The following is a 25,696-nucleotide window of genomic DNA, read 5'->3' as shown; positions in this document are numbered from 1 at the left end:
CGTCCCCCCTTGTTGCGTTGATCGATGTCGGCTGCAGAACGCTGATGGTAGGGGCTGGACACCCCATTCTTCAAATAGATAATGTCAATTATTGATATAGATTTTGAGAATGGCTGATGATGGATCCCCTTCATAATGCGCCGGCGGAGACAAAGCGGTTGCCTTTCGATCTCGACTGGAACCTGCTTCGCACCTTCCTGGTCATCGTCGAGACAGGCGGCATCACGGCGGCTGCCAACCGGTTGCGATTGAAGCAGCCGACCATCTCCAACGCGCTCAAGCGCCTGGAAGACAGGCTGCAGAAGCGGTTGATCCATCGCGACAAAGGTCACTTCGAGGTGACGCAGGCAGGCCAGCTTCTCTATAAGGAGGCGTTGGAGATATTCGGCAACGTTTCCAGGCTATCGATCCTGATCCGCGACCTGGGCGAGACCATCACCGGCCATGTCACGCTGGCGCTGGCGAGCCACGTGGTCTCACCCGTGCTCGACGAGGCGCTGGCGGAATTCCACCGCCGCCACCCCCGGGCCACCTTCGGCATCGAAGTCATGACCTCGAGCGACATCATCACCAGCGTTCTGCAGCGGCAGGCAAGCTTCGGCGTCTGCCTCGTCCACGAACGCCACGAAAAGCTCGTCTATCGCCGCCTATTTCGAGAGTATTTCGGCTTCTTCTGCGGCCCCGCTCATCGCCTGTTCGGCGTTGAAGGCTTGAAGCTGGCGGATCTGCGCGGCGAAACCTCGGTCTCCTTCAAGACCGACCGGCTGACTGACGCGCTACGCCCCGTGGCCCTGATCCGGGCGGAGGCTGAACTGGACGCCCAGGTCGTGGGCGTCTCATCGAATCTGGAGGAGGTGCGCCGGATGATCGTCGCCGGCCTTGGCATAGGACCGCTGCCGGTTCATGTCGCTGCTCGCGACGTCGCCGACGGCCAGCTCTGGCGCTTGCCGCCCTACGAGAGCCCGCCTGCCATCGACATCTACGTGGTGCACAATCCCAAGACCCACCACAATCGCGCCGAACGCGGCTTTCTCGATCTGATCCATCAACGCATCGAGGAGTTGCCGATCGACCGGCGCGATTACGTCGCGGACGCCATGTCGGCGCATCGCCCGGGGAAAAAGCAGCATCGCTGATGCACAAGCAATTCCACAGGCCAGCGGGGCGATGATCTCTAGTGGAGTTCAGAATTTTGAGGATCAGACGGCCGAGTGCCGTCAATCCGGCGCCAGCGACTGGGCGTTATGTAGTAGAACAGGGAATGTCGTGCCCTCTTCGGTAATACGGGGCTGCAAAGTGCGTTCGCTGATGCCAAACTCGCGCGCCACGCGGGCTATTCCAGATTCTGGTGCTGACGGGCAAGCGGCATGGAAATGTCCGGAAATATGCTGGAGCAGGCAATCAGTATATAGACAGTGAATAAGTAAGCTAGTTTCAGATATTCCATGTGAAATAAAGATTAGGAGACGACGATGCCAACTGTAGCCGATCAAATGGTCGAGACCCTCTATGCCACCGGTGTAGAGCGCATCTACGGGATCGTCGGTGACAGCCTGAACGGCTTCACCGACTCGCTCAGGCGGCACGGCAAGATCCAATGGCTGCATGTTCGCCACGAAGAGGTCGCGGCATTCGCTGCGGCGGGCGACGCACATATCACCGGTGGCCTGGCGGTCTGCGCCGGAAGCTGCGGGCCGGGCAATCTCCATCTGATCAACGGTCTCTTCGACGCGCACCGTTCGCGGGTCCCGGTGGTGGCAATCGCTGCGCACATTCCTTCGTCCGAGATCGGCATGGGCTATTTCCAGGAAACGCACCCGGAAGAGCTTTTCCGAGAATGCTCCAGCTATTGCGAACTCGTCTCCAGCCCGGCGCAGATGCCGCGCGTGCTGGAGATTGCCATCCGTCGCTCGCTTGCCGAGCGTTGCGTTTCGGTGATCGTCATTCCGGGCGATGTGGCGCTCAAGGAGATTTCCGAAAAGACCAATCCCGGTGAACGCGGCCTCGTACTGCCAAGGCCGACGGTGCTGCCGCCCGAGGCTGCTCTGGACCGGCTTGCGGAATTGCTCAATTCAGCTGAAAGCGTGACCCTCTTATGCGGGGCCGGCGTCGCAGGTGCGCACGATGAGGTGCTTCAACTCGCCGAACGCTTGAAAGCCCCGATCGTTCATGCGCTGAGGGGCAAGGAGCATATCGAATGGGACAATCCCTATGATGTCGGGATGACCGGGTTGATCGGTTTCTCCTCGGGCTATTATGCAATGGGAGCCTGCGACGCGCTGCTGATGCTCGGGACGGACTTTCCGTATCGGCAGTTCTACCCGAAGGGAATTCGCATCGCGCAGATCGATTTGCGGCCGGAGGTCATCGGGCGAAGAGCGCCCGTCGAGCAGGGACTGGTCGGCGATATCAAGACGACAGCCGGCGCGCTTCTTCCCAAGCTTGCGGACAAGCAGGACGACCGGCATCTTCGTGCCTCGGTCGAGCACTATGTCGAGGCCCGCGCCGCGCTCGACAAGCTCGCCGTCGGACGCCCGGGCGGGCGGCTTCACCCGCAGCATGTCGTGCGGGTGCTGGATGAGCAGGCGAGCGACGACGCGATCTTCACAGCCGATGTCGGTCTGCCGACGGTCTGGAGCGCACGCTATTTGAAGATGAACGGCAAGCGCCGCCTGATGGGCAGTTTCTGGCATGGCTCCATGGCGAATGCCATGCCGCAGGCAATCGGCGCGCAGGCCGCCCAGCCCGGGCGCCAGGTGATCTCGCTCTCCGGCGACGGTGGGTTCACCATGCTGATGGGCGATCTCCTCTCGCTCAGGCAGCTCAAGCTGCCGGTGAAGATCGTGATCTTCAACAACAGCTCGCTCGGCTTCATCGAGCTTGAACAAAAATCATCCGGCTTCGTCGATTTCGGCACCGGATTTGAGAATCCGAACTTCGCCACAATGGCCGAGGCGGTGGGGATCAAGGGCATTCGCATCGAAGATCCCGCCGATCTCGAGCAAGGCATTGCCGATGCGCTGGCCCATGACGGTCCCGTCGTCATCGATGCCGTCGTCGAGCGCATGGAGCTTGCCATGCCGCCCAAGGTCACCGGCGAGATGGCCAAGGGCTTCACGCTCTACATGCTCAAGGCCGTGCTCAATGGGCGTGGTGACGAAGTGGTCGAACTGGCCAAAGCCAATCTGCTGCGCTGAAAGATTGCTGGCATGGCTTCAAGCGCAAGACGCTAAGTAGATGCCCTCGAGATCGCGCAAATCAACACCCAGGAGTACGGGAATGATAGACTCGTCTCTTCTTCGGTCGCTACTCTTTACTCGCGCCGAGACACGAATATTTGATCTCTGCGCGGTGCCGCTTCCGGATCAAATAAAAGGCGACGGTCATCCAGCCGTCTACGAGGTGCGCGGGCTCGCTATGTGGTCAGAAGGCCCCAGGGTGGCGCAGATCATGAAGGCGCGGTTTGACCATCTGCCGCTTGAGATGAAGGGAATACGACCTACGCAGGGACACACCCTTGCAGTCATGGTGTAGGGCTCATCAAATACGGCACCAATGAACGGGTCATCGCCGCGCAACGCTCCCGGCGCATAAGCATTGACCGACGATGCCCCCACGGTTCACGCCGCTACCTTTTGCATTGTGATTGCAGCATGGTGCGTCTGGCCCCCATCGCATATCAAAATACCCGCCGAGCGAGCCGCCTCGACAAAATGGTGCCGGGCGCGCTCCGCCAGTTCAACATTGCCGTCCCAACTCAGAAGGCATGCCATGACTGTGGCGTTCAGGGTCTCGTTCTTGAAGAGGAACCAGTGTCCAAGTATGAAGCTTTCAGCATCACGGGTACTGGTAATGCTGTAATACAAATCAGACACATGGATAGCGATAGGATTATTCCATTTCATCCGCGGCTGCCAATAGTAGAGATATACGTGATTCTGACGTTACTATAAACGATATGCTCAGATAAGTCAGATTTAAAGTTCCATACAAGTTAAGAAATATTTAAACTGCTCGACATCGCATATAATTATTGTTCATTTCACCCCAGAATCCACCTGAATTACTCATGGTTCGCCAATGAGGTGAACAACATTGGTGGGCAATTTAGTCCGCTCGTTTCCAAATTTTCATTCTTCATGGAAGAATAAAGAGGCCCGGCTGGAGTGCGTTAGCTGCGGGTGGGTGCCGGGCCTCAGACCTGATGGAACATCAGTGGAATAATACTGCACGTTATTTATGGGTTCGTCCAACCCCAAGAAAAAATAATTTATTATTCCTGTGGATAACTGAATTGATCGGCCTCATTCAATAAACAATAAAAGCACACCCGACACAGACCGCCACGAGCGGGGAGGAGCACTTATGGCTGAACAACATTACGCTGTATCACCGCGCCATTCTACGACAAAACCTACCGGTTATGCCTTTGCCGGAAAGAAGCGGAGAGCTTCGAGGAGGAAAACAAGCTTTCATTACATTTCTTTTATCGCCAGATGTTGGCCACCGGCATCTGTGAAATTAAACACCTGCGGGACATCATCCGGTGGGCGCCGATCGGCGGTGGATACCCTTATCGGAAGCGCTTGGCCTCACCTCGCGGTATGGGGAAGGCTGACCCATTGGTGAATTCTACCCGTTAGCACTGCGTAGCAATAAGCCGTATTTCAAACTCTGGTCAGACCCCCCCCTTGATCTTCGACGTGGGATACAAATCCTCGGATCATACGGTCTTAGTTCCGAGCTAATCTTGTGCATCTTGCGACTGAGGGTGGCTCCACAGAGCGGCGGTTCATATGGAGGAGCCAATGCTCTCGATGATCGCAACGCGGCGCAGAGCCGATAGGCGTTCTGGCGCGAGCGTACCCAGCGCTCGCCAAGCCCCTTTGAACTCGTCAATCTCCGAGGCGAGCGCAAGGTCAATTCCCGGCACTGCAAGTTCATGGGGACCGGCGTCTGACAAGCATTGCGAGGAAAAAGAGCCCGCCGATGAAACCGGTGACGATGCCGATCGGTATGTCGTTCGGTGCGGTCAGGGTTCGCGCGATGATGTCGGCCAGGACGAGGAAGATCGCGCCGAGCACTGCGCTTGCGGGCAGGACAAGGCGATTGTCACCGCCGACGAGAAGGCGCGCGATATGCGGCATCATCAGGCCGACGAAGCCGATCATGCCGGAAAATGCCACGAGCACGCCGGTTATGAAGGCGCTTGCAACGATCAGGATGAGCCGCAAGCGCGTCACCGGCACGCCAAGCGTCGTTGCGCTCTCATCGCCCATGGCCAGCGCGTTGAGCGACCTTGCATTGATGATGAACACGAAGCCGGCGATGATGAGCGCCGTGAGCGGAAAGAGAAGATTGCTCCATTGCGCCAGGCCGAAACCGCCCATCATCCAGAAGATGACGCTCGCGATGGCGCGCGGGTCGGCGAACATGATGACCAGATTGGCCGCAGCAGAGATGATGAAGGAGATCGCGACGCCGGCCAGCACGAGTTGCGTTCTGTCGGTGCCGGGCGACAGGCCGGCGATGCCGATGATCAGCGCCGTGGCGAAGAGCGCGCCCGCGAAGGCGAAGAGCGGCACGGTTGCGGGACCGAAGACGTTGCCGACAAGCAGGATCGCGACATTCGCTCCCAGCGCCGCTCCAGCCGAGACGCCGAGCAGATGAGGATCGGCTAGCGGATTGCGTGTCGTTCCCTGAATCGCCGCGCCGGCCATGCCAAGCCCCGCGCCGACGATGGCGGCGAGCAGCGCGCGGGGAAAGCGCAGGTTCCAGACGATGTTCTCGCGGCCGGCGTTCCAGAAGGGTTCGATCAGATCGGGGCCAATCCGGTGCAACGCGATCGACCAGACCGTGGCGAACGGAATGCGGGCCGAGCCCAGGCTGATCGACAGGGTTACAGCTAGAAAGAGTAGCGTGAGGCCGGCGGCGAGCAGCAGCGCCATCTTGGAGCGCAGCGTCAGTCTGGCAGATGTAGCTTCATTGCGAAGAGCTGTCTCAGTCGTCATGCAGGAACTCGGCCAGCCGCTCGGCGGCCGATATGTTGCGGGGACCGGGTGTCAGGTCATCATAGCTCAGGACGAGGAACCGCTCGTTGCGGATCGCATCGACATTGGCGAAGGCTGGGATGCGCTTCAGAAAGGCGATCTTCTGCGCGGCGGTGATCTCGCCATAGTCGACGATGACGATCGCGGAAGGGTTGCGGTCGATCATGGTTTCCCAGTCGACCCGGATCCAGCTCGACGCGGAATCCGCAAAGATGTTGATGCCACCAGCAGCGTTGATGATCGCCTGCGGCATGGAATAGCCGCCGGCGGTGAAAGGCGCGCGTTCGCCGGAATCATAGATGAAGACATCGGGGCGTTCCTTGCCGCGGACCGCGGTCTGAACCGCTGCGATGCGTTTTTTGTAGTCAGCGACAAGGGTCGCGGCGCGCTCGGGAACGCCGAAGATCGCCGCCAGATTTTCCAGGTCGCGATAGAGGTAGTCGAATGTCGGGGGTGTCGTCCGGCCCAGCCGGACGCAAGATTCCGACAGTTCGTAGACGGGAATACCGTATGTGCCAAGCGTCTCGGGCGTGACCTCACCGCCCACCCGCATACCATAGCTCCATCCTGCGAAATAGAAGTCGATTTCCTTCTCGAGGAAAACCTCCAGCGATGGATAGCTGCGCTGCAACTCGGGCAAGCCGGCGATCGCCGGGAAATCGGCGACGGCCGAGGCCCGCAGCCGGTCGCCCTGGCCGATGAAGCCGGCCATGCGGTCTTCGAGCCCCAGCGCAAGCATGATCTCGGTGAGGTTGGAACCATAGGAGACGGCGCGCCTGGGCGGCGCCTCGACCGTCAATTGCCGGCCACAGCTTTCGACCGTGACCGGAAAGGCCGCAGCAGGAGATATGGTTGCAAGCAATGATGCGAGTGCGGAAAAAGAAGCGGCAGACAGCTTCATGGAGTGCTCCTTTCGGGAAGGCGGAAGGCGAAGCGCATCTCCCCGTCCTGGCCGTTGATGGTCGCATCGACATTGAAGGCCGAGCGAATGACGGATGGGGTCAAAGCTTCGCCCGGCGCGCCTGCGGCGATGACGCGCCCGGCGCGCATGACGATGATCTGGTCGGCGATGGCGGCTGCGAGCGTCAGATCGTGGAGCGTGGTGAGAACGGTGACGCCGAGCCCACGCAGTATGTGCAGGATTTCCAGCTGGTGGCGGATGTCGAGATGATTGGTCGGCTCGTCGAGCACCAGGAGCCCCGGTTGCTGCACCAGCGCGCGGGCAAGAAGCGCTCGCTGTCTCTCACCGCCCGAGATGACCGCAAAAGGCTGATCGGCCAGCCTCTCCAGTTCGAGACGCTCAATCATCGTCTCGATAATCGCCTCATCGCGCGACGAGGCGGCAAACAGGCCTGTCAGGTGAGGCATCCGGCCCATCGCGATCACCTCGCGAACGGTAAAGGGAAAATCCGACGGCGTTTCCTGAAGCACCGCTGCGATCTTGCATGCCGCCTCCCGCGGCCGCATTTTCCAGATGTCGACACCGTCGAGCAGAACCTCTCCGGCCTGTGGCCGATACGTCCTGTAAATGCAACGCAACAACGTCGACTTGCCCGCACCGTTCGCCCCGACGATCGCCGTGATCGCCCCTGGCGCGACATCGAAGCTGACATCCGCGATGATGCGCCGTCCGGGGGAGGGACCCCAGGCAACCTGCCTGATCTGAAGGCCGAGCGCCGTCATCTTAAAACGTGAACCGGGCCGACAATGTCGCCGAGCGCGGTGGTGCCACCAGCCACTGCGTCGCGCCGCCGGACGTGGCATAGATCTCGTCGAACAGATTGTAGACGTTCAGCTCGATCGTCGCTGTCTCCGTCGGTCGCCATTGCAGGCCGGCATCGACAGTCAGATAGCTTGGCCGCGTTTTCGTGTTGGCATCGTCGGTATAGACTTGGCCGGCATAGTGGAGGCCACCGAACACCTGCCAGTCCTCCGCAAAGGCCCAACTCGCGAAGAGGTTTGCCGCCTGCCGCGGCACGTTGGGCGGCGTGTTGCTGGAAAAATCGCCGCCGGCCTGGAGATAATCATCGAATTGAGCGCTCAGTATCGTGCCGTTGGCCTCGACGCGCCATTCATCGCCGATATCGAGGCCGAGCGCGACTTCGATGCCTTGCGAGGATTGCAAACCGATCTGGCGAATGATCGTTGGATTGTCCGGGTCGCGCGCCAGGACATCTTTCTTGCGGATGTGGTAGGCCGAGAGCGTGGCGTCGGCACGGCCATCAAGGAAGCTGAATTTGACGCCGGCCTCATATTGCTCGCCGCGCGGCAGGGCATAGTCGCGCTGCGCGTCCGACAGCGACAGCATGCTGCCGATCGGTTCGGACGCCTGGGAATATTGCGCGAAGAAGGCAAGGTCCGGCACGGGCGTGTAGACCGCCCCGATGCGCCAGTTGAATGAATCGAGATCGCGGCTGAAGCGCGCACCGGTCTGCGGATTGGTGCGCTTCAGGCGGGGATCGTCATAGCGGAAACCCGCGACAACCGACCATTGATCGTTGATCGCCAGCCGATTGTCGGCAAACAGCGAATATTGCAGCGTCGTGCTGTCGAGCGTGGTGCGGAACGGGTCTGGGCTGATGAAATGGCCTGGGTCGAAATCAATCGGATCGACCACGGACTGTCCCGAATAGGGCGAGTTGTTGGAATTGCTGAAACGAATGTGGTTGACGTCGAAACCGACGACGGTCCGGTTCTCCATGCCTGCGAACCGGCTCTCGAATGTCAAATCGGTCCGGTTGCCGACCTGCTCGTGCCGATGGTTGATCGCGATATAGCTATCGCGCAGGATGTCCCTGGTCTGCGGCCGGTAGAGGTAGCTTTCGACATTGCGCCAGTCGCGGTCGCTCGACAGATAATAGGTGGTGGAGTTTATCGACAGGGTCTCGTTCGGCGTCCATTCGGCCTTGAGCTGGGTAAGGTGATCGCGGAAGCGTACCAGGGAATCGGTGACGTTATAATTCTCGCGCCGCAGCCGTTCATCGAGCCGGCCTTCGATCAGCGGCGTGCCGAAATAGGCAGATGGCTTGTTGTAGCCGTGATCGTGGGAAAAGGTCAGCGCCAGTTCGTCATTGGCCTGCCACCTCAACGCGCCCGATACGGCAAGGCTCGATGCATCGCCACGTTCCATCCAGCCATCAGAACCCTTGCCGCTGATGTCGAGAGTATAGGCGAAGCGCTCGTCGATCGGGCCGGCACTGCCAATGGCGATGCCCTTCTGGCCATCGGTGCCGATCATCGTGCGGATCTCGTTGCGGCTTCTGTCGGTGAGCGGCTTCTTCGGCACGATGTTGATTGCGCCGCCAATTGCGCCTTCGCCGTAGAGCACCGAGGCGGGCCCGTGCAGGATCTCGATCCGGCCCACTGTCCAGCTATCGAAGGGAAAAGTGATGGTGCCTGACCCCGGATAGAGCTTCACGCCATCATAGAGCCGCGTCACCGAGCCGTGGCCGGTGAAGCCGCGCATACCGAGCGACGTGCCGCCATTGCCCGGAGAGCCCATGAAATTGATGCCGATGCCGTTGCGGACGATCGCCTGGTTCACATCCATCTGGCCACGCTGGCGGATCGTCTCGCCATCGATGATCTCCACGCTGGCCGGCGTCTGGCGCGCCGTCAGGCCGAGCCGGCTTCCCGCATTGGACTTTCGGTCGAGGTCCGGCCCCACGTCGCCTCGCTGATCCGTGGCCGTGATGGTGATGGGATCGAGCAGTATCTCCGTCGAGGGATCATCCGAAACACCTTGTCCGAAGGCAACGCCACTTGAGAGCGACAGAAATCCGACACCCGCGAGGAGAATTTCATGACGGATCGATGGCTGCGGAAGAAAGATGCGATCAACGGCTTTGCGCGAAATAGAACTTTGAGAAGACATTGCGTGGTCCAGCGGTACGTGTTGCACGTCACCGCGAACACAGTCTTCCCATGCATTTGCACGGAAATCTGCCTTTCATCAGGACACCCCGCCCAATGTGCACGCGCGTGACTACGGCTGACGGCAGGTCTCCTGGCTCACGGCTCGTCGTTTCTCGTCGCCTTCCCAGGACCGCTGGCCCAGTGGCAATATGACGAGAAACTAACCGCTTACAGTTGCGGGGGCAGCCGCGGCATAGGGCTCAAAGCCCGCACCGCGTTCCCTTTTGATCCCCTTACGGGGAACCGTCGCAGCCAGTTAGGCGTGAGTTGATAGATTCGTCAAGCCGGCGTCGGAGCGCATTGGCAATAAGTGTCGCTGCGGTCCGTCAACCGGGAAGCGGGCGCGAAGAAAAATATGGCTTTTGATTGCCTCAATCGATAGGAAACCTTGCTATGGAGACCCGTTTTCTCGAAACCTTCCTGATTGTTGCGGAGCATGGTTCACTAGCCGAGGCCTCACGACGGCTCGGTATCACACCGGCGGCCGTGGCGCAGCGCATGCAGGCGTTGGAAGACGAAATTGGTGTATCATTGCTCATGCGAGCGGGCCGTCGGGTCAAACCGACAGAAGCGGGCCATGCAATCCTCGATCATAGTCGACGCATCTTGTCGGAAGTGCGCCACTTGCGCGGCCTGGCCCATCATGATCTTCCGTCTGGTGAATTGCGCCTTGGCGCGATCTCGACTGCCCTAACGGGGCTGTTGCCACCTGCGCTACGGCACGTTTTTGACACCATGCCCGACGTCGAGGTCTTTCTGCTCCCAGGGACGTCAGCTGATCTTTACCAGGGCCTGATGGACGAGAAAATCGACGCGGCCATTTTGGTGCGGCCACCTTTCCCCATCGTCAAGACCTTCAATTGGAAGCTGCTTCGGTCCGAACGCCTAGTCCTGATGACTCCGGAGAAGGCGGCGATGGATGCACCTCACTACCTCCTTCGGGAAATGCCATTTATACGCTATGACCGCAATAACTGGGGCGGCAGGTTAGCCGAGCAGTATCTGCGCAACAGTGGCATTCGTCCGCGCGAATGGCTTGAGCTTGATTCTCTCGAAGCCATTGCGGTTATGGTGGGCAACGGTCTGGGCGTGTCGCTGGTGCCGGACTGGTCGACGCCATGGCAGCAGACGATGAACGTCGTGCGTCTGGAACTGCCGATGAAAGCCGTTTCGAGAGAGGTGGGCATGCTATGGCCGCGAAACTCGCCGGCCGGGCGGCTCATTGCTCTCGTTTTCGAAGCTTTGGAAAATCAGGCCTAGCGTCGCCCTCATGCTGCCTACTCCACTGTGATCAGGGCGCGCGCCTTCCTTCACCGGTGTGATGCTGTCCTAAAGATGATGAATGCGAAGGCTCTGTTCGTTCGATGTTTCAAATATGTTTCTATCGGTCGCCTCCGGCGGCTCGGGGGCTGGAGTCCTTTGCGATTTGCCGGTAGGGTAGGTTTCCTGGATACGTCATCGGCAAAGGGCCGGCAGGGCAGCCCATGGATTGATCCGAGCGGAAACGCCCTTGCAGCAGCGTATTTATCGAGCACCCATGGACGACGGCCCTCCCAAAAAAACCGAGCTACGCACCGGTCCTGAGGCACTCCGCGAGCGTCTCCGTCTGCTCTATCACGGCCGCTCTCCCGGTGCCCTGCGCTTCCAATACGTCGTGATGGTCGTTGATCTGCTGATCGTCGCCTTCTTCGTCGCCAGTCCACTGCTCCGTGAGCATCCTTCCTTCCTCTGGGTAGACTTCTCGATTGCGGCGCTTCTGGCTCTAGACATCACCGCCCGCACGATGGCCTCCAAAGACATTCCACACTGGCTGCGGCAGCCGACGAGCATCGTCGACATATTCATCCTCGTGACATTACTCTTTCCACTGTGGCTCGCCAATCTGGGGTTCCTGCGCGTTCTGCGCCTGTGGTCGCTGTCGCGCAGCGGAATGTTCTGGCGCCCCCTGGTCAGGCGAGGCTACGGCCCATGGCGCGAGGTGGTGCAGTCCGCGGTCAATCTGATCACCTTCCTCTTCGTGGTGACGGGCTTCATCTACACATTCTTCTTCCGGGAAGGCTCCGGTTTTGCGGGCTATATCGACGCCCTCTATTTCACTGTAACGAGTATGACCACGACGGGTTACGGGGACATCCTGCTGCCGGGACCATGGGGCAAGCTCACAGCGGTCGTCATCATGCTGGCGGGCATCACTCTCTTCATCCGGTTGGGACAGGCTATCTTTCGACCGAACAAGGTCTGGCACCCGTGCCCACAATGTGGGCTGCAGCGCCATGATCCGGATGCGGTCCACTGCAAGGCCTGCGGCAACATGCTAAACATCCCGGATTCGGATGATTAAATCTCATTTGTCAGCGAATATGAGGCTTCCGAGCTTCCGGTCCGACTTGGCGAAGTTCATCTCATTGTGGCGAGCGCAGCAAGTGTATCATCAATTTCAGGCTCGAATGGGTTATAGCGCCCATCGATAGGCTATTGGATTGCTCGTGCATACTGCTGGGCAAAATCGACTTCAGCACGAACTCGCTGTGTAGAGGCTCTTCAGCTCGTGAAGGTCCGGTGCTGCGAGCCAACCATGGAAGCGCACAGCACTCGCAGGACTCATGGTGGTTGACGTGCTTTTAACCCTCTGCAACTCTGGCACGGACTTGGCGGTCGAGCGTGGCTTCTCTAACACAAGGGCTCTCACATGCAGCGTATATTGTGGATGGTTGCCTTGCTCAACGTGGCCGGATGCACGTCGCCCAAAGATGAGCCAGCCGGAATGCCAAATCCGGCATCGGCCTATTGTGTAAGTATTGGCGGTCGTCTGGAAATCCGCCAGGAGGCCAAAGGGCAGGCCGGCTATTGTCACCTGCCTGACGGGCGAGTGGTCGATGAATGGGAGCTTTTCCGGTCGCAGAATTGAAATCGCGGGTGACGCGATGCTTCTTTAGCTTCAGGCTGCGGCTGGCGATCTTGACGGCCCTTTGTGCGGTCTTTTCCTCTATGCCGGAGAGGCGGAGGCACCACGCGCAGCACACCTGTTCGAACCGAAAAGACGCACCAATAGCTCGTCGATCCTTGGCCGTCGGCCGGCTCTCGACCGAGGCGGCAGACCGCTCTATGCTGTCCCGATAAGGATCGGATCACTCCCGGTGTCGCGATCGTCCAAGAACTTAATGCCATCCGGGCCAACCGCACTCGGGACGCCGTTCCATGCCTTGGTCCGCTGGCCAAGGAGGAGTCCTCGTGAGCCCCATCTTTCGCTTGGTTGATGCATTCGATCTCGGTCTGAACTACGCCGTATCGAAAGGCGGCGCCCCGCTTCTGAAATGAGCAAGCCCATCGAAGATTACGGACTGATCGGCAACATGCTGTCCTGTGCATTGGTGGCGCGGGACGGTTCGATCGATTGGCTCTGCATGCCGCGGTTCGATTCCGATGCCTGCTTCGCGGCCCTCCTCGGCGGGCCCGAAAACGGTTTCTGGCGAATTGCTCCGGTTGACCCGAACGCGAAAGTCTCCCGCCGCTACAGGCCCGGCACCATGATCCTGGAGACCACGTTCGAGACCGCCGAAGGTGTGGTGACCCTCATCGATTTCATGCCGCTCGCCAGCGATGAGGAGCATGTCGATGTCGTTCGGCTCATCCGTGGTGATCGCGGGCGCGTTAGCATGAAGTGCGAGTTCGTACTGCGCTTTGGCTATGGCAGCACGGTCCCATGGGTTCAGCAGGCGGATTTCGGCCTGCGCGCGGTGGCGGGGCCGGATGCGGTCGAGCTGCATGCGTCGGTCCCGCTCGTCAACGAAGATCTGCACACGACGGCGATTTTCACGGTCGACGCCGGCACGACAGTGCCTTTCACCCTTGCCTGGCATCCCTCGCACCGGTCCGAGGAACGTAGCATGGACCCACAGCGGCAGCTGGAGAAGACCGATCAATGGTGGCGCGAGTGGTCCGGCCGGTGCCGGTTTGGCAAGGAGGAGCCGCATCCCTGGCGGGAAGCGGTGACCCGCTCACTGATTACGTTGAAGGCGCTGACCTTCGCGCCGACCGGCGGCATGGTCGCGGCAGCGACAACGTCGCTGCCGGAACAGATCGGCGGCGAACGGAACTGGGACTACCGCTACTGTTGGATCCGCGATGCCACCCTCACGCTGTATGCCTTGTTGATCTCCGGCTACCGTGATGAGGCAAGGGAATGGCGAGAGTGGATGCTGCGCGCCGCCGCCGGGCATCCAGCGCAGTTGCAGATCATGTACGGGCTCGCCGGCGAGCGCCGCCTTACGGAGGCCGAACTGCCTTGGCTTGCGGGCTACGAAAATTCGAGGCCTGTGCGCATCGGCAACGGCGCGTACAGTCAGTTGCAGATCGACGTCTTCGGAGAGATGCTCGATGCCTTGCATGTCGCCCGGAAGTTCCAGCTTCAGCCTTCCCACGAAGCCTGGAACTTTCAAAAGGTGCTGCTGGAGGACCTAAAGAAGCAGTGGCGGCTGCCGGACCAGGGCATATGGGAAATCCGCGGCCCGCCCCGGCACTTCACGCATTCCAAGCTCATGGCCTGGGTGGCCTTCGACCGCGGGGTGCGCGCAGTCGAGGATTTCGGCCTCGACGGTCCTGCCGAAAGCTGGAAGGCCGAACGCGAAGAGATCCGGGCCGAGATCCTGTCGAGAGGCTGGAGCGAGGAAAAGCGGACCTTCGTCCAGCATTTCGACGGGCCGGAACTCGACGCCTCGCTCCTATTGGTGCCGTTGACCGGTTTCCTCCCGCCGGACGATCCACGCGTGACGGGAACCATTGAGGCGATCCGGCGGGAGCTGGTCGAAGATGGTCTCGTTCTGCGTTACCGCCCGGAACGGACGCCGGACGGGGTGGCAGGACGGGAAGGGACATTCCTCGTCTGCAGCTTCTGGCTGGCCGATGCACTCACAATGGCAGGCCGCGTGGAGGAAGCCACGGAACTATTCGAGCGGCTCTTGTCGCTGCGCAACGATCTGGGGCTCTTGGCCGAGCAGTATGACCCGAGGTCCGGCCGGCAGCTCGGTAACTTCCCGCAAGCCTTCTCCCATGTGGGGATTGTCAATACCGCTCACAATCTAATCTCCGCAGAGGGGCCGGCCGAGCAACGTGCGGACCGTGCCAAGCCAACGGACGGCCCGCCGCGTGACAAGGCTCCGCAGCCTGTCCGGACGAACCGACGGCAAAACCCGCCTGCATGAGCATGACGGCCGAAAGGTCTAGGCGCGACGGGCCCCGCCCGATCTTTCAGGAGAACTGCCAGTTCGACGGAACCCATGCATAGCCCGTGTCGGTCTTGAGCATACGGCCGAGTTTGATCAAGCAAGATGGAGATCTTGAGGTCTGCGGCTCCAATCCTTTCAAGGCGAAGAATAATTGCCGTCCATCATGTCACGTCGGGTGATGTTTCCTCCATTACCGCCCGGTGATCCACGGAAATGCGAGCAGCAAACCGACAGCCAAGATCTGCAGCATGATGAAAGGGACCAGTGCCTTGAAAATTACCCCGAGTGTGATGTCGGGAGGCGCGACGGACTTCAGATAAAATGCAGCCGGTCCAAAGGGTGGGGACAGGAAAGATATCTGCATGTTCATGCAAAACAGCACGCCGAACCATACAGGATCCATACCAAGCGATTTGATGATCGGCACAAAGATCGGCATGGTGAGGAGAGCTATGCCCACCCAGTCGAGAAAGGCGCCGAGCACAAAGAGGATCAGCATCATTACGAGCACGATTACCGTCGGGCTGTCGGAAATGCCGGTGATCAGTTCGGAGACGAAGTTCACTCCGCCCATCAGGTTGTAGACGCCGACAATCGCCGTTGCGCCGATGCCTATCCAGACGATCATGCCAACGGTTGCGAGCGTCTGCATCGCGGCGTCTCGCAGCAACCCATAGGAAAATTCGCCGCGCAGGATCGTCGAGAGCAGCACGCCGCCGACGCCGACGGCAGAGGCTTCGGTCACTGAGGCGATCCCGCCATAGATCGAACCCAGCACGATGAAGACGACCAAGACAGGTAGCGCAAGTCCCTTGAGAAGGCGCCCCCGTTCCGTCTTCGAAATTGGGATCGGGTCCACGTCCGGGACGACATGTGGCGTCAGATAGGCCCGCGCCAGGATGTAGATCACATAGAACATCGCCAGCATGAAGCCGGGCAGAAACGCTGCCGTGAAGAGATCGCCGATCGAGACGTTGGCTGTGAGACCGTAGATGATGAGAACGATCGACGGCGGAATCATCGTACCGAGCGAGCCGCCGGCGCAGACGACGCCGATCGCGAGACTGCGGTCATAGCCGAGACGCAGCATCTGCGGCAGGGCGATGAGGCCGAGAAGCACAATCTCGCCGCCTATAATGCCGCTCATGGCCGCCAGGACGACAGAGACGAAGACCGTCTGCACCGCGACGCCGCCGCGGATGCGACCGGCAAAGAGCTTCATCGCATCGAAGAGGTCGCGGGCGATGCCGGACCGATCGAGGATCGCCGCCATCAGCACGAACATCGGCACCGAGACGAAGACGAAGTTCGTCACGAAGGAATAGACACGGCTGGTGATCAGCGGAATCGACATCGGGCCGAACCAGCCGAGCGCGAAGACCAGAGCGACAAGGAGTGTCACGAAGGCGAGCGGCATCCCCGTCAGGAGCAATGCCACCAACATCGCGAACATGAGCAGCGTGCCCCAGCCAATACCGAGCGCCTGGAGATTGAAGCTGAAATCCAAGAATTCGGTCAAAGCTCAATCCCTCGGTTTACGCTTGGCATAGTTGAAGGCCAGGATCAGGAACTGGAGAACGAGCAGGACCATCGTGATCAGGATGAAGATCTTGATGAGCGCGGGCGTGGGGGGGCTCCAGGCGCTACCTGTGGTTTCGAGGCGCACGGCGCCGGACGGCGTGATGACGGCGCGCTCGACCATGTGGTAAGCCGCATAAGCGAAGAAAGCACTTGCGAGCGCACTCACCAGCGAAATCGTGATGTCGGCAACCCGGCGCAGGCCCGGCGAAAAGTTATCGTAGAGCAGGACGACGCGGATATGCGTGTTGCGGCAGGTGCAATAGAGGCCGCCAAAAACGAAGGCAATACCGCAGAGGAATATGGTCGTCTCATGAGCCCAGATCGTCGGGCTGTTGAAAACGTAGCGAAGGAAGACTTCGAGCAGCAGGATAGCGGCCGCAAGCACGATGCCTGCGGCGAAGACATAGGCGACCTTGTCGACCACACGCCCCATCAAGCCCGCTTCGGGCGCGGCACTGACCGAGCCTGCCGCGATAGCTTCGGTTTCGCTGGCTATTGGCGTTTCGCGTGGCATGCTTCTCTCCCTCGGCACGAGAAATGTGCGGCCCTGTCGGGCCGCAACACCAATTACTGCAGCAGGCCCTTGCCCTTGAGATAGGCCGTGAGTGTATCGAAGACCTTCTGTGACATGGGCGAGCCCTTGGCGATCCGCTCCCATTCGGCAACGGCGAGCATGCGAAATTTCGCCCGCTCCTCCGCCGACCAGTCGTGGATGGTGATCGAGCCGTCGGCCTTTGCTTCCTCAAGCGCCTTCTGGTCCGCCGCCTTAAGGCCATTGATCTGGGTCTGCTGGAATTCCTTGACGGTTTCCTCGAGCATCGTCTTGATGTCGTCCGGCAGAGCATCCCACTTTGCCTTGTTCATCGAAACTTCGACGAGTGGCAGGGAGTGAAAGCCGGGATAGACCGGGTGGTTCGCCACCTTGTTCAGGCCTTGCTGCTGGTTGACCGAGAAGACCGAGTAATCGGCCGCATCGACGACACCCTTGTCGAGCGAGGTATAGACTTCCGATGCCGGCAGGTTGACGGGCGCGGCGCCCGCGGCTGCGAAGACGTTGGCGATCGGTCCCTCCGGTGAGCGGACCTTGACGCCCTTCAGGTCATCGACACCATCGAGGGGTACGCGCGAAACGAAGGCTTCCAGGCCCGGCGTGGAAACGCCGATGAAGTGCAGGCCGTAAGAGCCGAGGAGTTCCTGCATAAGCTCTTTGCCGCCCCCGTTTTCGATGAAGTCGATCATCTGGGAGGGGTCGGACCAGGCGCCGACCGGGTTGGATATCAGTCCGAATGCCGGGTCCTTGCCGGCCCAGTAGGACGAATCGCAGATCTGGCCGTCGAGGATGCCGCCGGCCACTGCGTCAAGCGTTTCGTTGTATTCAACGACGGCGCCGACCGGCAGCAGTTCGATCTTCACCTTGCCGCCGGAGCGTTCGGCGACGAGGTCGGTCCAACCTTTCTGATATTCGAAGTTCGGATTACCCGCCGGATCAGAGGACTGAAACCGGAACGAAAACTCCTGTGCGAGGGCAGAGCCTGCAAGGCCGATCACGGCCACGAGTGCCGCTGTGGTATTGAACAGAATACGTTTCATGTTACCTCCCTTGGATGGTTTGAAGTCGTGTAGATGATTTGAAGTCGTAGGTCACCCCCACTCGAGACCATCTGGCTCCGATCCCGATTGGCGCAAATAGTGCTCATAGCGCATTTGGCGATGACGGTCTTGTGCGCGAAGCAGCTGGAAACAATGGCGCCAACTCTGCGGCTCGCTTCCAAAGCCGTCGCTGAAGGTGTCGGTATTTTCGCCGTGGAATGTGGTCTGCACCTCAAACTCCCAATTGGCTGCCGAGGGGTTCGATGTTCGTATCAAGGAGGCTGGGATCGATCTTGGCCTCGAGGTGATCGAACATGTCATCGACAAAAGCGATCAGCGCGTCGGACGCCTGTAGCGCTGCGTCGACATGCCGGTTGGCGACAGCATCGAGCACGGCCACATGCACATCGATTGTCGTTTTTAGGTCGGCACTGCCCGGCATTTGACGATGATAGAGCCAGCCGGTGCGTCGGAAGATCGTGTGGAGCGGACGCAGCGTATGTTCGACAAAGGGCTCGCCCGCCGCCGACAGCATAAGCTTGTCGATGCGGCGATCGATCTCGTTGAATTCATTGATGTCCATTTCGCCGCGACGCTCACGGAGTACACGGTTGAGATGGAGCATCTGATTGCGATGCGAGGCGCCGGAACGCTGTGCCGCCAGTTCGATGACGAAGCGTTCGATATCCTTGCGCAGGCTAAGGAGCAACCGTTCCCGCGACAGGTCGATTGGCGCGATTCGCAGGCCATGCCGTGGCCGTACGATGATCAGCGTGTCGAGCGCAAGGCGGTTCACCGCATGGTGGATAGGCGTGCGACCGAGCCCGATGAGATTCTGGAGATCCTGCATCGAAAGTTCGCGGCCCGGTGCCAACTCGCATTTGACGATAAGGTTTTCGATCCGCTCATAGGCGAGTTCGAAGTGGTTGACGCGGTTGGTGCGCGTTGGACGGGGCTCGTTGTCGCCCGTCGCTCGGCTCTCCAGCAGACGCAGTCTTGGCTTATCGTTCGCCATCGCTCACCTCCCGTTTTGCGATCACCGATAGGCAGAGCAATAAAACATGTTGTGACATTTTACAAACTGAATTATGGCTTGAGCCGTGGAATCGTCTGGGGAGACCGGCGACCACGTGAACGGTGCCGGGCGAGACGTGTCCGGACCGCCGCCAGGAATTTCCGGGAGGAATGATGAAGATCACCGCTATCAGGACCCTGCGCCTGGAAGAGTTCGCAAATGTGCTTTGGGTCCATGTCGAAACCGACGCAGGAATCGTCGGGCTCGGTGAGACATTCTACGGTGCCGGTTCTGTGGAGGCGCATATCCACGACGTGCTGGCCGGCCGGCTCCTGGGCAAGGATCCGTTGCGCATCGAGGCGCATTCGCGTGAAATGGTGAACCTGCCGATGGCGCAGTCTTCGACGGGTGTCGAGTACCGGGGTGCCTCCGCCATTGATCTCGCCCTGTGGGACATTTTTGGCAAGGTCTGCGGCCAGCCGGTGCATCAGATGCTCGGGGGGCTCTGCCACGACGCCGTGCCGGTCTACAACACCTGCGCCGGCTACGGCTATGTGCGCTCCAACAAGATCAAGCCGGTCGATACGTGGAATTTCGGTGCCGCCGACGGCCCTTATGAGGATCTGAACGGTTTCATGACCGATGCCGGGGCAGTCGCCGAAAGCCTTCTGGAACAGGGCATCACGGGCATGAAGATCTGGCCCTTCGATCCGCCTGCGATCGAAAACGATGGTCGCTACATCACCGCCGACCAAATGCGTCGCGCGGTGGAGCCGTTCGAGAAGATTCGCAAGGCCGTCGGCGACAAAATGCAGATCATGGTCGAACTTCATTGTCTGTGGAACCTGCCGACGGCGAAGAGAATCGCCCGTGTGCTCGAAGCATACGACCCGACCTGGTATGAAGACCCGATCCGGATGAATTCGGTTGCGGCCCTCAAGGAACTGGCGGCCTCCACCACCGTGCCGATCTGTGCATCGGAGACGCTCGGCTCTCGCTTCCCCTACAAAGACATGCTCGAGGCCGGCGCCATCGGCATCGTGATGACCGACCTCGTCTGGACGGGCGGGTTGACGGAAGGGCGAAAGATCGCAGCGCTCGCCGATACCTATCACCGTCCCTACGCGCCGCACGACTGCACAGGACCGGTCGCATATGTCGCCGCCGTTCACTCCTCGCTCTCGCAGCCCAACACGATGATCCAGGAATCGGTGCGCGCCTTTTACACCGGCTGGTACAAGGAACTGGTCACCGAGCTTCCGCGCATCGTAAACGGTCATGTCCTGCCCATGGAGGGACCGGGCCTCGGTACCGAACTCTTGCCGAAGGTCTTCGACCGCCCCGATCTTTCCACCCGCCTATCCTGCCTTTGAACCGAGAGGTGCCAATGACCAATCCCTTCGATCTTTCCGGGCGCACCGCCCTCGTCACCGGTTCCTCGCGGGGCCTTGGCCGCGCCATCGCCGAAGGTCTCGCACGAGCAGGGGCGCGGATCGTTCTCAATGGGATCGATACCGGGCGGCTGGAGAGAGCCGCCGACGAAATGCGCGAGGCGGGTCATGACGTGCTCATCGCGCCCTTCGATGTCACCGACGAGGGCGCAATCGCAGCGACCTTCGCCGGCTTCGACACGGCGGGCGTTGCCATCGATATCCTCGTCAACAATGCCGGCATGCAGTTCCGCAAGCCGATGGTGGATCTGGCGACCGCCGACTGGCAGCGTGTCATCGATACCAATCTCACCAGCGCTTTCGTCATCGGGCGCGAGGCGGCGCGGCGTATGATCGCGCGCGGGCATGGCAAGGTCATCAATATCGGATCCCTGACAAGTGAGCTCGCCCGGGCGACGGTCGCACCCTATACAGTGGCCAAGGGCGGCATCAAGATGCTCACAAAGGCCATGGCCGCCGAGTGGGGCGAGCACGGCGTCCAGGCCAATGCGATCGGCCCCGGCTATATGATCACCGACATGAACGAAGCGCTGATCGCCAACCCGCAGTTCGACGGCTGGGTGAAGGCGCGGACGCCGGCGCGGCGCTGGGGGAGGCCGGACGAGCTCGCCGGCACCGCCGTCTATCTCGCCTCTTCGGCTGCGGACTACGTCAACGGGCAGATCATCTATGTCGATGGCGGAATGATCTCGGTTCTCTAGCGCCGAAGTCAAGGGAACGTCGTGGCCCGTTGCTGCTGTTCGCCACCCACTCGTCCAGGACCATTTTGATTCCGACGCGGCGTCGATGATGATGAACCTCGGATTGAGGTGTTCTGTTGTGTTTCCTAGCAGGTTATGCAGGATTCGCTGACGATCTCGTTTCGGTCGTTCGCGGCAGGAAGCGGTGATCGCTGAGAGCAGACCTTGCGGGTTCCCACCACCATGGACCATAACTTCGCAAAAGTGTCGTCTTAATCGGGATTATTACGACAATGGAATAGATATTTCGATGCAACGGATTGTGGTCTTAGGCAACGCAGGGAGTGGGAAGTCAACGTTCTCAAACATGTTGGGAGAACGGCTATCTCTTCCTGTTATCCACCTCGACAAGCTCTATTGGGGACCGAAATGGTCCAAGCCCGCGCTCGGAGATTTCAGGCAGCGCGTTGAGATTGCGGTTTCTGGAGCGGGCTGGATTTGCGAGGGAAACTATCATCACCAAACCTTTGACTTGCGCTTACCGCGTGCAGACCTCGTAATCTGGATGGACACGGCGCGGACCATTTGTCTCAAACGTGTGGCTATCAGAAGTTTTCTGAACAGGCCGAGAGCAGACCTGCCAGTGGGCTGCTCTGAACATATAGATGCGGAATTCTTCTCGTTTCTTCGATATGTGTGGAACTTCGATCGGGAAACTCGTCCGAATATCGAAAGTGAACGGCTATCGCATGGTCCCCATGTGCCGACCATTCGATTGAACAACAAACGCTCGATTGCCGACTTCATGGCCGGGCTGACTCTCCTGTCGCGTAACTCCTGACATTCAAGGCAAAATTCCATAGAGTTCCCGAATGGCAATAGCGTATTTGATCCACGGATATTTGGGGGCTATGTCGCATGAGATGGCCACATAACCGTAGCGGGTTGGGGGAATTTCGCGACAGCAGCTAAGCACAATATTCGGAGGGGAATATTTGACCAACAAGCCAACGAACAAATTGCTGTATGACGCCATCAAGGACCGAGGCACGGCCTATCTGATGGTCTTTTGCGAACTCAAGGCCCGCTACGGCGAAGATGAAGCCAAGGACGTGATGCGAAGTGCAAGCCACGCCCTTGGCCTATATATTGGCAAATCGCTCGCGGGCTGCGCCCCGAGGGACTTCGAATGTATGGCAAAAGGCTTTGCGAAATCACCAGATGACGGGTCAGTGTTTTGCCCGGACATTAGGCGGCTCGACAGTACATGCCTCGAAGTGAAGATGATGGCATGCCCGATCAAGGACGCATGGGTTGAGGCCGGATGCAGCCAAGAGGAAATCGTCACTTTGCTTTACTGCGCCTCCGCGCTTGACGAGGCGACTCTGGAAGCAGCGGGCTTCGATTTTGAGATTGAACTCTGGTCCCCCGGACAGGAAGGTTGCTGCCTGACCCGGATTACAGAGAAGACCGAACTGTAAATCTCCTTCGTCCCGCAAAGCTGCCATTTAGTCGCACAATTTCTAAGATTCGCAACAAATCGGAGTTTCCATCGCAAAAGTCGGCGGCCGGAGCTCCTGCCCTCCAGGCAGAAGACCGCTTCGCGGGAAAAAGGGAGATTGATTCATGACTAAGGCCAATGAGCAGCGTAGCGATGTATATCAGCGCGTTTGAGCCCTCAGCCGATCCATGCTCGCTCAGAAGAAGATGTATGGCATATTTGGGTGCTCAGCGCAGTTTCCACTGCGGCTGCCGATGAACCAGATCTCGTGCCGCGTACCTGGTTGCGGAAGCACTCAATTTACGACGCGGAAGCCGACATGGCTTGTCGAACTGTCCGGACTGACGCCTGTGCGTGCCGCAATCCGATATCGGTAGCAATATGAGCGATGGCACAAAAAGGAACCCCCTTTCAAAATGCGGATTCCTGAATTTGCAGCAGCTGCGTTCTGCTTTTTTGCGTTCGGACCCACAGAATGGATGCGGAAAGGATCCGAGCACCACTCCCATACGTTCCCCGCCATGTTGTACAATCCGTAGCCGTTTGGCTGGAAGGCGTGGACAGGCGCGGTTCCCAGATAGCCGTCAGCCTGCGTATTATGATGTGGGAAGGTTCCTTGCCAGATATTGCAAAGCGGAACCGTGTCGCTCGGTTCTTCTTCACCCCAGGGGAAGGTCGCGTCCATCAGGCCGCCTCTCGCCGCGTGTTCCCATTCGGCTTCAGTAGGCAGTCGCACGCCAGCCCAGACCGAAAAGGCATTCGCATCGTTCCAGGAAACATGGGTAACGGGATGGTCTTCGATACCTTTTATGGAAGAAGACGGGCCGAAGGGATGGGCCCAGTCAGCGCCGTCGACGCGTAGCCACCACGGCGTGTCCACGACACGCTGATATTGCCTGCCTTGCGGCACGAATGCCTGGAACACCAGTGACCAGCCATATCGCTCCGCGTCGGTGGTGTATCGGGTGGCGGATACGAATTCCCGGAACCATCGGTTTGTCACCGTGTAGGGATCAATGCGATAGGGCGTTAGTGTCGATTTCCGGCGCGGAGCCTCGCCATCGCTGCGGTGCTGCGGATTGTTTGTGCCGACAAAACTCTTGCCGCCATCTATCGAGACGAAGCGGCCGGGAATAGTTTGCGGTGTGCGGTAGCCTGGCTCAAATGTTGAAGCAGCAGCGGCCGGCAACGAGCTTTCGGTGCGGGAAGGGCAGCAGGTCATATGCTCTGGCTTTCCCGATAGCGGTTTCGTTCAGGATGGGGATCAAACCATCGAGCAGGTTCCGAGGGATCGGTTGCCTTCACCCAACGGCGAATGACGGCATTGCGCGCTGCGCTCATCTCCTGCATCGCCTTGATTTTCTCGGCGTCCCATCCATCCATTAGCAAGCGTTCCAGGTCGTTCCGGATGTTTGCATAGTCCGGATTGTCCGCGAGGTCGTCAAGTTCGTGAGGATCGCTTTGAAGATTGAACAGAGTGGGTGCGCCGCCTCCGTAGTGGGTGAGCTTATAGCTGCCCGAGCGGATCATTCTGTGTTGATGCAGGGGTAATTTGATATTCATCAGGCCGCCATAATAGCTGCTGAATGTCCGCAGATGCTGATTTTCAGGGGATATGAGGCTGTGCCCTTTATGCCCCGGGAGACCTGGCGTTTCGGCCAGTTCAAGCAGTGTTGCGGACAGGTCGATCAGATTGCAGACCCTGTGATCGAGAGATCCGGGTGTGGCAAAAGGCGCCCTGATGATGAGCGGGACCTTCGCGCTCGCATCGTACATGACGCTCTTCCACCAGAGCCCTCTTTCGCCCAGGCATTCTCCGTGGTCCGATGCATAGATGGTCACCGCATCAGACAGGCCAAGGTCATCCATCTGATCCAACAGGCGGCCAATCAGGCGGTCTATCATCCGTACTAGCCCATAATAGGCTGTCCGGCTTCGCCTCGTCGCCGATCGGGATACGCCGCGCATCCCACCGGCCGCTCGCCACTCCTGAAGCGCAGGATGTTCATCTGCGGGTTCCGACAATGTCGGTGGCGGAACTTTGCCTTCGAAGGCCGTATAATCTTCATCGGGTGCGATATATGGGGGATGAGGGCAGAAGAAGCTGATCAGCAGGAAAAATGGCTTCGCTGATGAACTGCGCTGCTCCGCCACCCGCTTGAGCGCTTCTTCGGCATGGCTCGCAACCGCCGCATCATAGGCCTGATAGGAGGTCTCACCGGCCCCTGAAAACTCAAGCTCGGGACCGCGATTGCCTCTTCCTTTCGTCAGGTCGCCGATATCCGGCGGATTTGCTCCTGGATAACTGGCGCCGATATCTCCTATGGGCCGCGAACCGAAACCGTGGAGTTGATCTGGTCCATAAAAGTGCATTCGGCCAATCAGTCCGCATTCATAGCCGGCTGCGGCCATTGCATGAGCGATCGTCGGAATGTCTGAGGCGAGATAGTCATCATTGGTCAAGACACCGGACTGATGAGGTTCCAGCCCGGTCAGGAATGCCGTTCTGGACGGAACACAGAGAGGCGAGGGACAGTAGCAATTTTCAAAGCGAGTGCCCTGTGCCGCCAACCGATCGAGGTTTGGTGTCTCGGCCGAGCGGTCGCCGGCACAGCCTAAAATTCTGGCGGCGTGCTGATCAGTCATGAACATCACGATGTTCGGTCGCTCACCCATCCGCGGCTCCTC

Annotated in this window: 21 protein-coding genes and 1 riboswitch; of the genes, 10 read left to right on the top strand and 11 right to left on the bottom strand. The window is 59.5% G+C overall.

Annotation, left to right across the window (positions count from 1 at the left end):
• Positions 1-116 precede the first annotated feature (116 nt).
• Together C5748_RS05490 and poxB are read left to right on the top strand one after the other, a co-directional pair.
• A complete protein-coding gene (locus tag C5748_RS05490; RefSeq protein ID WP_245428823.1) occupies positions 117-1,136 on the top strand; it encodes a LysR family transcriptional regulator in 1,020 nt (339 codons plus the stop codon).
• A 336-nt stretch (positions 1,137-1,472) separates the two neighbouring features.
• Entirely contained in the window at positions 1,473-3,197 is a 1,725-nt protein-coding gene (poxB, locus tag C5748_RS05485; protein WP_105740916.1) for a ubiquinone-dependent pyruvate dehydrogenase, read from the top strand.
• A 423-nt stretch (positions 3,198-3,620) separates the two neighbouring features.
• Here the strand turns inward: poxB and C5748_RS05475 are convergent, their stop codons facing one another.
• From C5748_RS05475 to C5748_RS05450, 5 genes are all read right to left on the bottom strand, one after another.
• Positions 3,621-3,905, bottom strand: a complete 285-nt coding sequence (locus tag C5748_RS05475) for a DUF982 domain-containing protein (protein ID WP_105740915.1) — start codon at positions 3,903-3,905, stop codon at positions 3,621-3,623.
• Positions 3,906-4,940: 1,035 nt separating this feature from the next.
• On the bottom strand, positions 4,941-6,011 hold the full coding sequence (locus tag C5748_RS05465) for a FecCD family ABC transporter permease (protein ID WP_105740914.1): 1,071 nt from the start codon (positions 6,009-6,011) through the stop codon (positions 4,941-4,943).
• Entirely contained in the window at positions 6,001-6,951 is a 951-nt protein-coding gene (locus C5748_RS05460; RefSeq protein ID WP_105740913.1) for an ABC transporter substrate-binding protein, read from the bottom strand. Before C5748_RS05460 ends, C5748_RS05465 begins: the two co-directional genes overlap by 11 nt.
• On the bottom strand, positions 6,948-7,733 hold the full coding sequence (locus C5748_RS05455; protein WP_105740912.1) for an ABC transporter ATP-binding protein: 786 nt from the start codon (positions 7,731-7,733) through the stop codon (positions 6,948-6,950). The genes C5748_RS05460 and C5748_RS05455 overlap by 4 nt, the downstream gene beginning before the upstream one ends.
• A 1-nt stretch (position 7,734) precedes the next feature.
• Positions 7,735-9,924 carry a TonB-dependent receptor gene (locus tag C5748_RS05450; protein ID WP_105740911.1) on the bottom strand — a complete coding sequence of 730 codons (2,190 nt, stop codon included), beginning with the start codon at positions 9,922-9,924 and terminating at the stop codon, positions 7,735-7,737.
• Positions 9,925-10,029: 105 nt separating this feature from the next.
• Positions 10,030-10,228: riboswitch (cobalamin riboswitch) on the bottom strand.
• A 130-nt stretch (positions 10,229-10,358) separates the two neighbouring features.
• On the opposite strand from C5748_RS05450, the gene C5748_RS05445 reads away from it, so the two are divergent.
• The 4 genes from C5748_RS05445 (at position 10,359) to C5748_RS05430 (ending at position 15,166) form a co-directional block, all read left to right on the top strand.
• The gene (locus C5748_RS05445) at positions 10,359-11,225 is read left to right on the top strand and encodes a LysR family transcriptional regulator (RefSeq protein WP_105740910.1); all 867 of its coding nucleotides are present in this window, start codon (positions 10,359-10,361) and stop codon (positions 11,223-11,225) included.
• A gap of 277 nt (positions 11,226-11,502) precedes the next feature.
• Positions 11,503-12,306, top strand: a complete 804-nt coding sequence (locus C5748_RS05440) for a potassium channel family protein (RefSeq protein WP_105740909.1) — start codon at positions 11,503-11,505, stop codon at positions 12,304-12,306.
• A gap of 348 nt (positions 12,307-12,654) precedes the next feature.
• Complete coding sequence (locus tag C5748_RS29415; protein WP_105740908.1) at positions 12,655-12,873, top strand: putative hemolysin; 219 nt, start codon at positions 12,655-12,657, stop codon at positions 12,871-12,873.
• 406 nt (positions 12,874-13,279) lie between these two features.
• Positions 13,280-15,166: a glycoside hydrolase family 15 protein gene (locus C5748_RS05430; protein ID WP_105740907.1), complete on the top strand. Its 1,887-nt coding sequence runs from the start codon at positions 13,280-13,282 to the stop codon at positions 15,164-15,166.
• Positions 15,167-15,380: 214 nt separating this feature from the next.
• Here the strand turns inward: C5748_RS05430 and C5748_RS05425 are convergent, their stop codons facing one another.
• The 4 genes from C5748_RS05425 to C5748_RS05410 form a co-directional block, all read right to left on the bottom strand.
• The gene (locus C5748_RS05425) at positions 15,381-16,709 is read right to left on the bottom strand and encodes a TRAP transporter large permease (protein WP_245428821.1); all 1,329 of its coding nucleotides are present in this window, start codon (positions 16,707-16,709) and stop codon (positions 15,381-15,383) included.
• A gap of 3 nt (positions 16,710-16,712) precedes the next feature.
• Positions 16,713-17,285, bottom strand: coding sequence for a TRAP transporter small permease subunit (locus tag C5748_RS05420; RefSeq protein WP_105740906.1), 573 nt, complete (start codon positions 17,283-17,285; stop codon positions 16,713-16,715).
• Positions 17,286-17,338: 53 nt separating this feature from the next.
• Positions 17,339-18,361 (bottom strand): TRAP transporter substrate-binding protein, encoded by a 1,023-nt coding sequence (locus C5748_RS05415; protein ID WP_105740905.1) that lies wholly within the window; start codon positions 18,359-18,361, stop codon positions 17,339-17,341.
• 232 nt (positions 18,362-18,593) lie between these two features.
• Complete coding sequence (locus C5748_RS05410) at positions 18,594-19,376, bottom strand: GntR family transcriptional regulator (RefSeq protein WP_105740904.1); 783 nt, start codon at positions 19,374-19,376, stop codon at positions 18,594-18,596.
• A gap of 173 nt (positions 19,377-19,549) precedes the next feature.
• Here C5748_RS05410 and C5748_RS05405 point away from each other — a divergent pair, with 173 nt between their 5' ends.
• From C5748_RS05405 to C5748_RS05390, 4 genes are all read left to right on the top strand, one after another.
• Positions 19,550-20,749, top strand: coding sequence for a mandelate racemase/muconate lactonizing enzyme family protein (locus C5748_RS05405; RefSeq protein ID WP_105740903.1), 1,200 nt, complete (start codon positions 19,550-19,552; stop codon positions 20,747-20,749).
• A 14-nt stretch (positions 20,750-20,763) separates the two neighbouring features.
• On the top strand, positions 20,764-21,528 hold the full coding sequence (locus C5748_RS05400; protein WP_105740902.1) for an SDR family oxidoreductase: 765 nt from the start codon (positions 20,764-20,766) through the stop codon (positions 21,526-21,528).
• 289 nt (positions 21,529-21,817) lie between these two features.
• Entirely contained in the window at positions 21,818-22,348 is a 531-nt protein-coding gene (locus C5748_RS05395; protein ID WP_105740901.1) for a P-loop NTPase family protein, read from the top strand.
• Between the two features lie 154 nt (positions 22,349-22,502).
• Positions 22,503-22,988: an L-2-amino-thiazoline-4-carboxylic acid hydrolase gene (locus C5748_RS05390; protein WP_105740900.1), complete on the top strand. Its 486-nt coding sequence runs from the start codon at positions 22,503-22,505 to the stop codon at positions 22,986-22,988.
• A gap of 315 nt (positions 22,989-23,303) precedes the next feature.
• Here C5748_RS05390 and C5748_RS05385 read toward each other — a convergent pair whose 3' ends face one another.
• Both C5748_RS05385 and C5748_RS05380 read right to left on the bottom strand, forming a co-directional pair.
• Complete coding sequence (locus tag C5748_RS05385) at positions 23,304-24,230, bottom strand: formylglycine-generating enzyme family protein (RefSeq protein WP_105740899.1); 927 nt, start codon at positions 24,228-24,230, stop codon at positions 23,304-23,306.
• Positions 24,227-25,684, bottom strand: coding sequence for a sulfatase-like hydrolase/transferase (locus C5748_RS05380; protein WP_158259814.1), 1,458 nt, complete (start codon positions 25,682-25,684; stop codon positions 24,227-24,229). Before C5748_RS05380 ends, C5748_RS05385 begins: the two co-directional genes overlap by 4 nt.
• Positions 25,685-25,696: the final 12 nt, after the last annotated feature.

The sequence above is a fragment of the Phyllobacterium phragmitis genome (assembly GCF_002980495.1).
Taxonomy (GTDB): domain Bacteria; phylum Pseudomonadota; class Alphaproteobacteria; order Rhizobiales; family Rhizobiaceae; genus Paramesorhizobium; species Paramesorhizobium phragmitis.
Note: the sequence above shows the minus strand (reverse complement) of the source record. Positions and strands in the feature narration are given on the sequence as shown.

What these genes read in the sequence shown, in the direction of transcription:
- C5748_RS05415 (WP_105740905.1), bottom strand. Translation starts at nt 18,361, where the DNA reads ATGAAACGTATTCTGTTCAATACCACAGCGGCACTCGTGGCCGTGATC.
- C5748_RS29415 (WP_105740908.1), top strand. Translation starts at nt 12,655, where the DNA reads ATGCAGCGTATATTGTGGATGGTTGCCTTGCTCAACGTGGCCGGATGC.
- C5748_RS05420 (WP_105740906.1), bottom strand. Translation starts at nt 17,285, where the DNA reads ATGCCACGCGAAACGCCAATAGCCAGCGAAACCGAAGCTATCGCGGCA.
- C5748_RS05400 (WP_105740902.1), top strand. Translation starts at nt 20,764, where the DNA reads ATGACCAATCCCTTCGATCTTTCCGGGCGCACCGCCCTCGTCACCGGT.
- C5748_RS05430 (WP_105740907.1), top strand. Translation starts at nt 13,280, where the DNA reads ATGAGCAAGCCCATCGAAGATTACGGACTGATCGGCAACATGCTGTCC.
- C5748_RS05450 (WP_105740911.1), bottom strand. Translation starts at nt 9,924, where the DNA reads ATGTCTTCTCAAAGTTCTATTTCGCGCAAAGCCGTTGATCGCATCTTT.
- C5748_RS05460 (WP_105740913.1), bottom strand. Translation starts at nt 6,951, where the DNA reads ATGAAGCTGTCTGCCGCTTCTTTTTCCGCACTCGCATCATTGCTTGCA.
- C5748_RS05395 (WP_105740901.1), top strand. Translation starts at nt 21,818, where the DNA reads ATGCAACGGATTGTGGTCTTAGGCAACGCAGGGAGTGGGAAGTCAACG.
- poxB (WP_105740916.1), top strand. Translation starts at nt 1,473, where the DNA reads ATGCCAACTGTAGCCGATCAAATGGTCGAGACCCTCTATGCCACCGGT.
- C5748_RS05455 (WP_105740912.1), bottom strand. Translation starts at nt 7,733, where the DNA reads ATGACGGCGCTCGGCCTTCAGATCAGGCAGGTTGCCTGGGGTCCCTCC.
- C5748_RS05465 (WP_105740914.1), bottom strand. Translation starts at nt 6,011, where the DNA reads ATGACGACTGAGACAGCTCTTCGCAATGAAGCTACATCTGCCAGACTG.
- C5748_RS05410 (WP_105740904.1), bottom strand. Translation starts at nt 19,376, where the DNA reads ATGGCGAACGATAAGCCAAGACTGCGTCTGCTGGAGAGCCGAGCGACG.
- C5748_RS05440 (WP_105740909.1), top strand. Translation starts at nt 11,503, where the DNA reads ATGGACGACGGCCCTCCCAAAAAAACCGAGCTACGCACCGGTCCTGAG.
- C5748_RS05405 (WP_105740903.1), top strand. Translation starts at nt 19,550, where the DNA reads ATGAAGATCACCGCTATCAGGACCCTGCGCCTGGAAGAGTTCGCAAAT.
- C5748_RS05385 (WP_105740899.1), bottom strand. Translation starts at nt 24,230, where the DNA reads ATGACCTGCTGCCCTTCCCGCACCGAAAGCTCGTTGCCGGCCGCTGCT.
- C5748_RS05490 (WP_245428823.1), top strand. Translation starts at nt 117, where the DNA reads ATGATGGATCCCCTTCATAATGCGCCGGCGGAGACAAAGCGGTTGCCT.
- C5748_RS05445 (WP_105740910.1), top strand. Translation starts at nt 10,359, where the DNA reads ATGGAGACCCGTTTTCTCGAAACCTTCCTGATTGTTGCGGAGCATGGT.
- C5748_RS05475 (WP_105740915.1), bottom strand. Translation starts at nt 3,905, where the DNA reads ATGAAATGGAATAATCCTATCGCTATCCATGTGTCTGATTTGTATTAC.
- C5748_RS05380 (WP_158259814.1), bottom strand. Translation starts at nt 25,684, where the DNA reads ATGGGTGAGCGACCGAACATCGTGATGTTCATGACTGATCAGCACGCC.